The 11,867-nt window shown below is 41.6% G+C and carries 10 protein-coding genes and 2 pseudogenes; 3 read left to right on the plus strand and 9 right to left on the minus strand.

Annotated features, from left to right (window positions below):
- A pseudogene (locus XEN7305_RS26295) lies at positions 1-1,945 on the plus strand (hypothetical protein); the annotation flags it as partial.
- Positions 1,946-2,154: 209 nt separating this feature from the next.
- On the opposite strand, the gene XEN7305_RS01700 reads toward XEN7305_RS26295, so the two are convergent.
- The 5 genes from XEN7305_RS01700 to XEN7305_RS01715 all read right to left on the minus strand — a co-directional run bounded on the left by XEN7305_RS01700 (position 2,155) and on the right by XEN7305_RS01715 (position 5,302).
- On the minus strand, positions 2,155-2,931 hold the full coding sequence (locus XEN7305_RS01700; protein ID WP_006507590.1) for a peroxiredoxin-like family protein: 777 nt from the start codon (positions 2,929-2,931) through the stop codon (positions 2,155-2,157).
- A 64-nt stretch (positions 2,932-2,995) separates the two neighbouring features.
- On the minus strand, positions 2,996-4,006 hold the full coding sequence (locus XEN7305_RS01705; protein ID WP_006507591.1) for a glycosyltransferase family 2 protein: 1,011 nt from the start codon (positions 4,004-4,006) through the stop codon (positions 2,996-2,998).
- 192 nt (positions 4,007-4,198) lie between these two features.
- On the minus strand, positions 4,199-4,360 hold the full coding sequence (locus XEN7305_RS29245) for a hypothetical protein (RefSeq protein WP_006507592.1): 162 nt from the start codon (positions 4,358-4,360) through the stop codon (positions 4,199-4,201).
- A gap of 31 nt (positions 4,361-4,391) precedes the next feature.
- Positions 4,392-4,664 carry an RNA-binding protein gene (locus XEN7305_RS01710; RefSeq protein WP_006507593.1) on the minus strand — a complete coding sequence of 91 codons (273 nt, stop codon included), beginning with the start codon at positions 4,662-4,664 and terminating at the stop codon, positions 4,392-4,394.
- 191 nt (positions 4,665-4,855) lie between these two features.
- A complete protein-coding gene (locus tag XEN7305_RS01715; RefSeq protein WP_006507594.1) occupies positions 4,856-5,302 on the minus strand; it encodes an SRPBCC family protein in 447 nt (148 codons plus the stop codon).
- Between the two features lie 116 nt (positions 5,303-5,418).
- Here XEN7305_RS01715 and XEN7305_RS01720 point away from each other — a divergent pair, with 116 nt between their 5' ends.
- On the plus strand, positions 5,419-6,168 hold the full coding sequence (locus tag XEN7305_RS01720) for a hypothetical protein (RefSeq protein ID WP_006507595.1): 750 nt from the start codon (positions 5,419-5,421) through the stop codon (positions 6,166-6,168).
- Between the two features lie 44 nt (positions 6,169-6,212).
- On the opposite strand, the gene XEN7305_RS01725 is transcribed toward XEN7305_RS01720, so the two are convergent.
- A complete protein-coding gene (locus XEN7305_RS01725) occupies positions 6,213-6,413 on the minus strand; it encodes a hypothetical protein (protein ID WP_006507596.1) in 201 nt (66 codons plus the stop codon).
- Between the two features lie 423 nt (positions 6,414-6,836).
- Positions 6,837-8,195 (minus strand): FADH(2)-oxidizing methylenetetrahydrofolate--tRNA-(uracil(54)-C(5))-methyltransferase TrmFO, encoded by a 1,359-nt coding sequence (gene trmFO / locus XEN7305_RS01730; RefSeq protein WP_006507597.1) that lies wholly within the window; start codon positions 8,193-8,195, stop codon positions 6,837-6,839.
- 361 nt (positions 8,196-8,556) lie between these two features.
- Here trmFO and XEN7305_RS26300 point away from each other — a divergent pair, with 361 nt between their 5' ends.
- Positions 8,557-11,430, plus strand: a complete 2,874-nt coding sequence (locus tag XEN7305_RS26300) for a peroxidase family protein (protein WP_006507598.1) — start codon at positions 8,557-8,559, stop codon at positions 11,428-11,430.
- An 87-nt stretch (positions 11,431-11,517) separates the two neighbouring features.
- Here XEN7305_RS26300 and XEN7305_RS29935 read toward each other — a convergent pair whose 3' ends face one another.
- On the minus strand, positions 11,518-11,646 hold the full coding sequence (locus tag XEN7305_RS29935) for a hypothetical protein (protein ID WP_255324936.1): 129 nt from the start codon (positions 11,644-11,646) through the stop codon (positions 11,518-11,520).
- A 47-nt stretch (positions 11,647-11,693) separates the two neighbouring features.
- Positions 11,694-11,867: pseudogene (locus XEN7305_RS27305) on the minus strand (IS982 family transposase); the annotation flags it as partial.

Below are 11,867 nucleotides of genomic sequence, written 5' to 3' on the forward strand. Positions count from 1 at the left end.
ATTAGCGTTCAGCCCCGACGGCAAGCATCTTGTCAGTGGCAGTTCTGACCAAACTATCAAGTTATGGGATGTCAATCAACAATCGCTGGTACATACCTTTCAAGCTCATGAAGATCATATCTTGTCAATAGCGTTCAGCCCCGATGGCAAGCATCTTGTCAGTGGCAGTTCTGACCAAACCATCAAGTTATGGGATGTCAATCAACAATCGCTGGTACATACCTTTAACGATCATGAAAATTATGTCTTGTCAGTAGGGTTTAGCCCCGATGGCAAGTATCTTGTCAGTGGCAGTTCTGACCAAACCATCAAGTTATGGGATGTCAATCAACAATCGTTACTACATACTTTTAACGGTCATAAATATTCCGTATTATCAGTAGGGTTTAGCCCCGATGGCAAGTACCTTGTCAGTGGCAGTGATGACCAAACGATTAAGTTATGGGATGTCAACCAAAAATCACTACTACATACCTTTAAAGGTCATGAAAATTACGTCAGATCAGTAGCATTCAGCCCCGATGGCAAGTATCTTATCAGTGGTAGTGATGACAAAACGATTAAGTTATGGGATGTCAAGCAACAATCACTACTGCATACCTTTCAAGCTCATGAAGAGCCTATCAGATCGGCAGTATTCAGCCCCGATGGCAAATACTTTGTCAGTGGTGGTTCTGACAAAACCATCAAGTTATGGGATGTCAATCAACAATCACTGGTGCATAGCTTCAAAGCTCATGAAGATCATATCTTGTCAATAGCGTTTAGCCCCGATGGCAAGAATCTTGTCAGTAGCAGTTCTGACCAAACTATCAAGTTATGGGATGTCAAACAACGATCACTACTACATACCTTTAACGGCCATGAAGATCATGTGTTATCGGTGGCGTTCAGCCCCGATGGCAAGTATCTTGCCAGTGGTAGTTCCGACCAAACTGTCAAGTTATGGTTAGGGGCAAAATGGAAATATTGGGTAGAGGCAGCATGCAAAAGAGAAAGGTTAAATCCTGCTTTAGTTTCTAGAAAAATAGATTCTGCACCAGAAGCTGCAAATACTTGTATTTATATGGGCAACTGGTTAGATGCCGAGAAAGCAGAATTTTTTGTGAAACTAGGGTTAGCTATGGCAGCAGAAGGAGATGCAAGGAAAGCCAAAAGAAAATTGCAACAAGCATTTAAACTTGATGCCAAAAATACCAACTTAGTTGAGCTAAATACAAAAGCTAATCAATTAGCTGCTCAAGCTTTGATAGAACAAGGATTAGAGTTAGCTTCAAGTGGAGATTTAAAGGGGGTTGTAGACAAATTACACCAAGCTTCTAAATTAGACTCAAAAAATATCGATTCAGGTGAGCTAAGTACAAAAGCTAATCAATTAGCTGCTCAAACTTTGATCGGACAAGGATTAGATTTAGCTCAAAATTTTAAATTGAATGAAGCAGAAAAAAAAATACAACAAGCATATAAATTAGATCCTATTAACGTAAACCTTTATGAATTAGATGTAGAAATTAAAAGGATAGCTGCTCAAACTTTAATTGAGGAAGGAATAGATGATGTAAGACAGGGCAATGTTGTCAAAGCTATTAGTCTTTATAAGCAAGCACAAGAGTTAAGCCCTAATTCAGATATAGATGCTGAGTCATGGAATTCCCTTTGTTGGTTTAGCAGTATCTATCGCTATGCTGATGATTATGTTCTTGATTCTTGTGAAAAAGCGATAAATTTTGCTAAAGATGAAGAAAGCAAAACAATATATCTTGATAGTCGTGGACTTGCCAGAGCTTTGGAAGGAGACTTTCAAGGAGCGATTGAGGATTTTCAAGCTTTTCTAGATGGTCCTGGAGGTAGGGCAAAAGATAAACGAAAAAATTGGATTGAATTGCTCAAAAATGACAAAGATCCCTTTACAGATCAAGTCTTGGAGGAGTTGAAGTATGAATAGATTGAGGATGAAGTCAAGACGCAATCTGGGCAAAAGAGATTCATAAACCTTTGATAGCGACATTGACATTTTAGTTGTTGTCAAAAAATCGCAAAAAAACTTTAATAGTTTTATATAATTATTATTTTTCCCGGAGTAGATAAAATACCAAAAATTAGCATTAAAATCAAAGAAAGTTTAAAAAATATTTGATTCCAATTACCAATTTTCTAACCCAAATCAGCTAAAAAAGATAAAGGACAACTCATATTTTCCGCAAAACCGAGAATGGCGCGATCGCGATGCTCATAGAATAACTTGCCCTCAGAATCGAAGAGAAAAGTTGCCCCTCTTTGGGTTAAATAAGCCGGATTCGGAACATAGGTTTGCCAGTTACTCAAGACCTCAGTCATATTCTGCAATCGCAAAGTTGCCAGTTCAAAAGGACGCTGAAAGCCCTTACCCCCGGCAAATTTAAAAAAGGAACCTTTCATCGTTGGTAATGGTGTGTTTTGAATGACATCTTGATCCTCAAACAACTGAGGTGCTTGGCGATCGCCTTTATAGCCCCGAAAGACTTCCCCCAGAGTACCCGGACTCCCAATTCCCGCACACATCAACATCAAATTGAGCCAAGCATTTTGTCCTGCCGACAACAAAGGTACTTTTACCGATAAACCGCGATAAAGTTCTAGTTCTTGATGAATTTCAGCCTTGGGGTCGACAAATAACCATTCGCTCGAAAACCCTGTATATTCACAAAATTTCTGACCAGATTCGCGATCGCCAATGCCGATCGCGCGTATAGTTATGCCTTGAGCTTCTAGTTGTGCCAACTCCCGTTGGATGACTAGAGCATATTCGAGACTATCAAAATCACCTAATTGTGACCAGATAAGAATTAGTAAACGATTAGCCGACTCGCAACCACTAAAAACTGGAAGAGTTTCGCGATCGCTCACTCTTAGGCGTTGAGTTTGACTCAAAATAGAATAAGTATCGCTCATGTTTTATTGAGTAATGAGTAATAAGTAATGAGTAATGAGTAATGAGTATTTTCCTCGTCTCTTTTTATGCCTGCTCTCTCGATTGCACAATATTTCTAATCCGATAAATTGGCTTCCTCTGAGACTCATGATAGGTTCGCATTAACAACTCGGAAACCAGGCCAAAACAAAAAAGCTGAACTCCAGTTAAGACCAACAAAACAGCCAGAATCAACAATGGGCGATCGCCAATATTGGCCTGAAAAACAAACTTAATCAAAGTCAAATATAAACCAATCCCAATTCCCAAAACAAAAGAAATCATTCCCCCCAAACCAAAGACATGCATTGGTCTAGTCAGAAATTTTTTCATAAAAAAGATAGTCAACAAATCCATCAACACCCGAATAGTTCTCCCCAAGCCATATTTACTCTTCCCGAAGCGTCGAGCATGATGGCGGACAGGAATTTCGGCAATCTTGGCTCCTTCAATAAAAGCTAAAGCGGGTAAAAAGCGATGTAATTCCCCATAAAGATTCATATCAGCAACCAATTCTGAGCGATAAGCCTTGAGAGAACAACCATAATCATGAATTTTTACTTCTGTAACCTGACCAATCAGCCAGTTAGCAATCTTGGAAGGTAACAAACGAGTCAAAGCCGCATCCTGTCTTTTCTTGCGCCAACCACTCACCAAGTCAAAACCTTCATCAAGCTTTGCCAATAATAAAGGAATATCCGCCGGATCATTTTGCAAATCCCCATCCAAAGTAACAATCACCTTCCCGATCGCCGATTCGAAGCCGGCTGCCATTGCAGGGGTTTGACCATAGTTGCGGCGCAAAATTAAGCCTTTGAGATCACTTCTTTGTTTGGCTAGCTCCGTTAAAATTTCCGTCGAGCCGTCGACCGAGCCATCATCAACACAGATGATTTCGTAACTTAACTGTGTTGGTGCCACCGCATCCGCGATCGCTTGAACCAAAGTAGGAATGCTATCGGCTTCATTATAAATGGGAACAACTATCGATAAATCCAATCTTTGAGAGGGTAGACTTTTCGGCGTAATACTAATTTGAGGCAAAGAAGATTTCATGACTACTTATTATAAAAAATTGTTATAAAAAAAATTGTTCCTAACTATTCTATGAATCTTACACTAGCAAGAATCCTAAAATAGTCGAGAACAATCAAATTATAGATAAAAAATGCAAATATTGATTGAAGACAGACTAATAGTTCTCCAAAAAAAATATTGCTTATTACTCATTACTTCCGCGCAGCGGCACTAGGAGCTAGCATTTTCAGAAGATACTGATTCAGAATTTTCTTCTTGCTTGTTCTGAGAATTCCTAAAGCCTGTATTACGGCTTGTTTTCTTTCTGAATTGTTTAGCGTAAGCTCTATTGCGAGCTGCTTTTTCTTTTTTGATATTTCTTCTTTTTGCCATAATCTAAAATTTTTCCTTCAATACAAAACTACTAGAACCGACGACCACCACCAGAACGATTTTCCCGAGGTTTCGCCTCATTAACCTTAAGAGTTCTCTCCATCCATTCTGCACCGTCTAAAGCGCTAATTGCCGCATTTTCCTCATCTTTTGAGGACATTTCTACAAAGGCAAAACCTCTTTTGCGACCAGATTCGCGATCCGTTGGCAGATGAACACGTGTTACCTTTCCGTACTCAGAAAATACTTCTTCTAGGTCTTCTTTCTCTAAGCTATAGTCGAGATTACCTACATAAATTGACATAATTTGTGTCTCCTAGATTTTAGATGCTTGTGGAGATACAAGATTTCGGACAAAGCTTATCAATACTTTATGGAATAAACCTATCAATACTGAATACCAACTCGAATTACCGATTCTCATTCTCAGAAAGAATCATAACACTTTAACTTCAGTTCGTACATTCACCTAATTCATGGAATAAAATAGGGCATTTATGATTTTTTGCTGGCGCGTAAAGCATATTCACGAAATCTTTCCATGTCTGCTTGAATAGTTGATTCAACAATCCTTCCCAAAAATAGATCATCCATTAACTTGCCCAGAATTCCTGGGATATCATAGGCAACCGATAGTTTCACAATGCTACTGCCATGACGATCATAGAATCTAATTGCGCCTCGGTTGGGTAACCCATCAACAGATTCCCATTGAATTATTTGTTCCGGAACTACTTGGATAATACGGGATAGCCAACTAAATTGAAACCCGCCACTTGCTAGTTTCCATCGAGACAATTCGGGGTTCTCGGCAAGGACTTCCACTGAGTCAATCCATTTCATCCATCGAGGCATTTGCTCTAGATCTGACCACAAAGACCAAACCTCTTCGATGGAAACTGCCACTTCTACTTGTACTGTGTGTTCGAGCCAATCTGCCATAGGGATTATTGCGTTTTACTTATTGTAATAGTGATTTTGAATTCGCCAACCGCATCTAGCAATGATAGGATTCAAGGATAAGATTTCATTATATTCCACACATGGTCTAAACAATCGTGTTAAATCGTTTCAAGCTTTTGGTTCTGGCAATCATCTTGGCAGTTCTGACTGTTTTATTTCTCCAAAACCAAGAGTTATTATCGCTGAGGTTTTTTTGTTCTGATACCAGTAGTGACTATTGTTTCTATCAAACACCAGCAATTTCTCTGGCTGTCTGGATGGCAATATTTATTCTATTAGGGGTTGTTTCCAGTTTGATATGGCAACTGTTGAATCGGCCTGGGAACTTGGCAAGAGGCGAGGTACTTCGCGAGGGCAAGTCCCCGAAGAGTAGACCTTATAATTCATCACAAACTAAAACAAGTTACCCAGAACAACCTAATTTAAGAAAAGATTCTAATTACCGAGCGGCAAGCGAAGTGCCACCGGAGGAATTAATTGTCAATAGAGCGCCGGCTTCAGACTGGGAGCAAAGTAGAAGTGAGGAGTGGGAAACGGCAAGCACGCCGAACTTTACCAAAGAGGAGAGCACACCTCGTAAAACATCGGGAACCAGACCTAGTAAGGCCGATAATTCTTACAAGTTCAAACAAGACAAGGAGCCAAATCAGCGCGTTACCCGGTCGAGTCAAGCTCAACAGGACCGCTCGGCAAAGGAGAGTTCAAATTCCGAGTTTACTAAAACCTCTGTTCCCAAAAATACAGAGGATATATACGATGCTAGCTATCGTACTTTAAACAATGTCCCGCCGCCATCAATCCCTGAGGATAGGACAACAGAGGACGAAGATCCAGACTGGATATAAGAGTTGATTTTAAAATTGTTTTGTTAATCTTTGAAAATGAGAATTCAGTAGCTTTGCACAAGAGCTCGCTCCCTAGATTCCTGTTTGACGTCTCCGGTCATTGCTGCTTGCTGTAACTGGATAAAAGCTTCAAAGTCCTCGGTTTCGTATTTGTGTCTCAACATATTCCGCAGACTGTCTTCGGCCTCTAATGTTAGATACCCCGTATTCAATGCTTGCTTCACCACTTCGCGAATCAATTTCATTCCTATCTCCTCTATTTTTTTTACGCTTCACCAAAGACATCCATAACCCAATTCAAAAAAAGTCCCAGAAAATATACTGAGATGATTTATTAGATAAACTTCTCTGTAAGTATTTTCACCCTTATATATTTTTTTTGTGTGTGTTATGCATATTTGTTTACCTTATATCCAGAATACCTTAATAAAAGTTAAGTGAAGTTTCTGTAACCTAGATGACGTTTATTTATGCTTTTGATACATATTGTGAATTTTATCTAGCTAAATATGCCCAAATATACTTCTAAATGCCCAAAAATTGGCATAAAGTATTGATTTAGAGGTTAGTAATCCTATTTCGGGATCACTAATAATACGCATTTTTTGCGATCGCACTGCTTCACAAAAGTACAAAAATGCTTAACAATTCTTTACACAAAAATATCTCTATTTCCTGACTTTTAATTCAGTAATCATCCAATATGCTAGCTCAGCTAAAGAGCGATCGCGATATTTACCGTATCTTTCCCGTTTTCCTCTAATTCTTGTTGCCAATGGAGGAATAATACCGAAATTAGGTGGCATAGGTTGAAAATGCTTAGGGGATGCTGAACTAATAAAATCGAACAAGGCGCCCATCATCATATTCTTGGGTAAAACCAGAGTTTCTTGGTCAAGGAAAATCCGCGCCGCATTTGTTCCTGCTAACCAACCTCCAGCTGCTGCTGCGGTATAGCCTTCAGTACCAATAAGTTGCCCCGCAGCGAGTAAATCAGGACGTTTTTTAAATTGCAAAGCAGGAGTCAACAGCTCAGGAGAGTTGATAAAGGTATTGCGATGCATAACTCCCATCCGCACGAATTCGGCATTTTCCAAGCCAGGGATCAGTTTAAAAACTCGTTTTTGTTCGCCCCAACGGAGGTTTGTTTGAAAACCGACCATATTCCATAACTGCCCCGCTTTATCTTCCTGACGCAATTGCACAACGGCATAGGGACGTTTACCTTTGTTTTCCGGAGCACGAAAATCTCCCAAGCGAGCATCAAACAAGCCTACAGGCTTTAAAGGACCATAGCGCATGGTATCTTCCCCCCTTTGCGCGAGTTCCTCAATGGGGAGGCAAGCTTCGAAAAACTTCGAGGTTTCACGGTCAAAGTCTTTTAATTCTGCCTGCTCTGCCCGAGATAATTCCTGGTAAAAATGTAAATATTGCTCCTGGTTCATGGGGCAATTTAGATAGGCAGCTTCTCCTTTGTCGTAGCGAGATGCCATAAAAGCGAGATCTTTGTTAATTGATTCGCCAACAATAATCGGACTAGCCGCGTCAAAAAAGCTCATATATTCCAGTCCTGTAAACTTCTGTAAGTCGGCAGTTAATGGGGGACTAGTTAAGGGGCCAGTGGTTAAGACGACAATTCCTTCGGTTGGAATTTGGGTAATCTCTTCGCGGCGAAAATCTACTAAAGGATGATTAGCTAAGGTCTCAGTCAGCTCACTGCTAAAGACTCCACGATCTACAGCTAAAGCTCCGCCGGCGGGAACCGCATGGCGATCGGCAGTCCCAATAATAATCGAATCTAAACGGCGTAACTCCTCATGCAACAATCCCGCAGCGCGATCGCTAGACATCGCGCCAAAGGAATTACTACATACCAGTTCAGCTAATTCCTGACTATGATGAGCTGGAGATTTTTTCCCGGGGCGCATTTCATATAAAGTTACGGGGACTCCAGCTTGGGCAATTTGCCATGCGGCCTCTGTTCCTGCTAAACCGCCACCGATTACAGTTACTCTATTTTGGGTCAAATTTCGCCACTCCAGATCGCACAAATTCTACTTAACACTACCGACATAATTGAGATCATCAAGATTATTGCCGAAACTCCACTATAACTTCATTCAGTGAATCACCTCATAGGGGGCAAAGCTTTGATTGCCCCAGAAATAACAGCGGAAATTACAGTTATCGGAATCATTCCCAAGATGCTGTACCATGCTTTTCCATTGTGGTTGTGAGCAGTAAATATTGGGGATCTAATGAAGATCAGTCCCAAAAGAGAAAATTTAAAAATATTTTAAGATCCCTGGTTCAGAAAAATAGGTAACATTTTACTATTATTTTGGGCTTACGAGAACGAAGACCAACATATTGGCTGAATGAGAAAACATGTATGAAATTTTTGAAATTAATTTTGACGAAGGCAGTTTAGCCGCCGGAACTGTCATCACAGACCAATTTACCGGCATAAACATTTCCACCTCTTCAGAGTTTGGAGTTATGCTCTTTGATACCGACAATGTGACAGGAGAAGATTTTGACCTCGCGGCAACTGGAATCGGGAATGTCCTGATTATCTCCGAAGACGGAGATGCTAGTGATCCAGATGACAAGGCAACAGGCGGTCTGCTCACTATTGAATTTGATGGTCCAGTAGAAGTAACTGGTTTGGGTTTTCTAGATATCGAAGAAGAAGGTGGTTTCATTGATTTTTTCGATCAGAATTACCAACTAATTGAAACCATAGAAATTGATAATGCGGGCAACAATAGGTTACAGGAGCTCAATCTGAATGCGACTGATGTTGCTCGCCTCGATATTAATCTAGCGGGGAGTGGAGCTTTAACAGAACTAGACTTTCTGATCAGTGATGATACCCCGATTAATAGTGACTTTCGGACAATTACTGGTGAGTATAATAACCTCGAAAATCCCCAATTGGGCAGTGCAGAGACAGATCTCATCCGCCTTTTTGACAGCTTTTACGAAGATGATTTTAATGCCCCGAGAATTACAAGTTCTTCGGGAAATGTTCTGCCCAACCCTCGGACTATTAGCAATACAGTAGTAGCCCAAACCGAACTAATCCCCAATTATCTGAATGCTAGCGATTGGATTTGGCAGTGGGGGCAGCTGATTGATCATGATTTGACCCTCAATGAGGGTAGTCTCTCTAGTCCCCCAGAAGACTTTATTTCCATTCCTGTGCCCCAGGATGACCCGAACGATCCTTTTGTTCAGGATGGACTAACTGAATTGCCTTTTATTCGCTCAGCCAGAGCTGAGGGCACAGGAAGCGATCCTAGCAATCCTCGTCAACAGACTAACGAACTCACTCATTTTATTGATGCTTCTGCTGTCTACGGCTCGACGCCAGAAGTAGCAGCCGCCTTACGAGATCCTACTGGTGGTGGCAGACTGTTAACTCAGACTCAACTGCTCAATACTGGCACAGAAGAGCTACTGCCTTTTCAAAGTGAAACGGGGGTTTTTGCCGCTGATCCTGTAGGTCTGGAGCCGAATGAAACTTTCACTGCTGGAGATAGTCGGGTTAATGAACAACTGGGCTTAACTGGGGTTCATACTCTCCTAGTTCGGGAACATAATCGCCTCGCTGAAGAGATTGCAACTAGGCTAACTGCTGGAGACTCCTATCTGGTCACTAAGTTTCAAGAATCTGGACTAAGTGAAGATGATTTTATTTATGAATCAGCTCGTCAGGTAGTTGCCGCTCAAATTCAAATAATTACTTATAACGAGTTTCTCCCTTTGCTAGTGGGTTCAGGGTTTGAGCCAGTCAATCATGTTTTGGGTGAGGGCTTTGGGGTTGCTCCTTTTAGTGGATATCAACCAGAAGTCGATGTCAGTATCAGCAATGAATTCGCCAATGCTGCTTACCGCTTAGGACATACCTTGCTTTCGCCAGAGATTCAGCGCGTCGAGCAAAATGGTCTTGACGGCACTTTTACTGGGGATGCTTTTTTCGATACCAATCAAATCTACGATGCCGAAACAGGTACGGGTCTTGGGGTCAATTCTATATTTTCGGGTCTGGGTTTACAAGCCGCTCAAGAATATGACAATCAGATTGTTGACGGGGTGCGTAACTTCCTGTTTAACGAACTAAGAGGAGGGTTTGATTTAGCTGCAGTAAATATTGCCCGAGGCAGGGAAGTTGGTCTACCGACCCTCAATGAAGCTCGTCAAGCCCTGGGTTTAGCTCCCCATCATAGCTTTGAGCAGATCAGTTCGACTCCTGGGGTCGCCGAACGCTTGGCCTCCGTTTATGAGTCGGTGGATGATGTGGACTTATGGGTTGGCGGAATTTCTGAGGATGCGGTCAATGGTGGTTTGTTGGGAGCAACTTTCAACTTAATTGTTTCTGATCAGTTCCAGCGGGCCCGGGATGGCGATCGCTTTTTCTATCTTAATGATTTAGATCATCTCCAAATTTTAGCTCCTGGGATTGAACATACAAGTCTATCTGGGATTATCCGCAACAATACCCCTGAAGATTTTATTATTCAGGATGATGCGTTTAGGCTGCCCTTTGAGAATCAAGTTCAAGGAACCGACTCAGGAGAGCTCCTATCAGGAAGTGAGCAGGCTGATTTAATAGAAGGTTTAGCTGGCGATGATCAACTTCTCGGCAATAGCGGGGCTGACATCTTATTTGGTGGCGATGGTCAAGATTACATTCAAGGTGCCCATGATGACGATATTCTTTATGGTGGCACTGGAGATGATCAACTCGCAGGAGACGCTGGTGACGACCAGCTTTTGGGGGGAGATGGCAATGACATTCTCAATGGAGGAAATGGCCATGATTCGCTCTTTGGGCAAGCGGGTCATGATACTCTAAATGGTGGCGAAGGTGCGGACATTCTTCATGGGGCTGCAGGAGCAGATCTGCTGGTTGGCGGCTCAGGAGCAGATAGTTTCTTCTTTGGTGGTGAAGGTTTAGCTTTTGATGAGCTGGCACTTGATACAATCGAAGATTTTCAGGTGACAGAAGACCGCATTCTGCTTAGTGCAGCTAGTTTTACTGGGTTAGATGGCGAAATTTCTTTGACAATAGTTGATGATCTCACTCCTTGTGATTTTGGTGGAGCAGACCTTGAAGCAGATCTTCTCTATGACTCAGCTACTGGTATCCTTGCCTATAACGCTAATGGTGCCGAATCTGGACTGGGTTTTGGGGGCAATTTTGTCCAATTAGACAGTGGTTTAGCTCTGGCCTCTGCTCATTTTGAAATTGTTTAATATCGCTTTGCTCCTGAAGGCAGAAGGCAGAAGGTTTAGCTTTACTTTGAATTTCTACCTTTTGTTTAATTTTGGCGGAATAATAACTTAGGATGATTCGTGATGCTCCCACACCGAGCTATTGCTAAACCTGAGTTCGACAAGATGAAACCAAGACCATACGCGATCGCTAAAAAATAAATTGCGCTCAGCAAAGCTTGGCGCTTTGTGCGTCATGAGATTTAAAATGGATTAGGCTCTATCTTCTAGCTGCTGAATCAGGGTTAAAAAACAGTAGGAGGGAGAGCCGATAAAGCTTTGGGCTCTAGATCAAGAGAAGGTTTCTGCGGGAAATAAGAGTAAGCTACTAATCCAGCCAGAAGATTCACCAGAAAATTCCAGATACTCCTGTGTCTTGAATGCTCTATTTGAGAAATATTTTTGAGTTGGTCATTGAC

It is taken from the genome of Xenococcus sp. PCC 7305 (assembly GCF_000332055.1).
Classification (GTDB): Bacteria; Cyanobacteriota; Cyanobacteriia; order Cyanobacteriales; family Xenococcaceae; genus Xenococcus.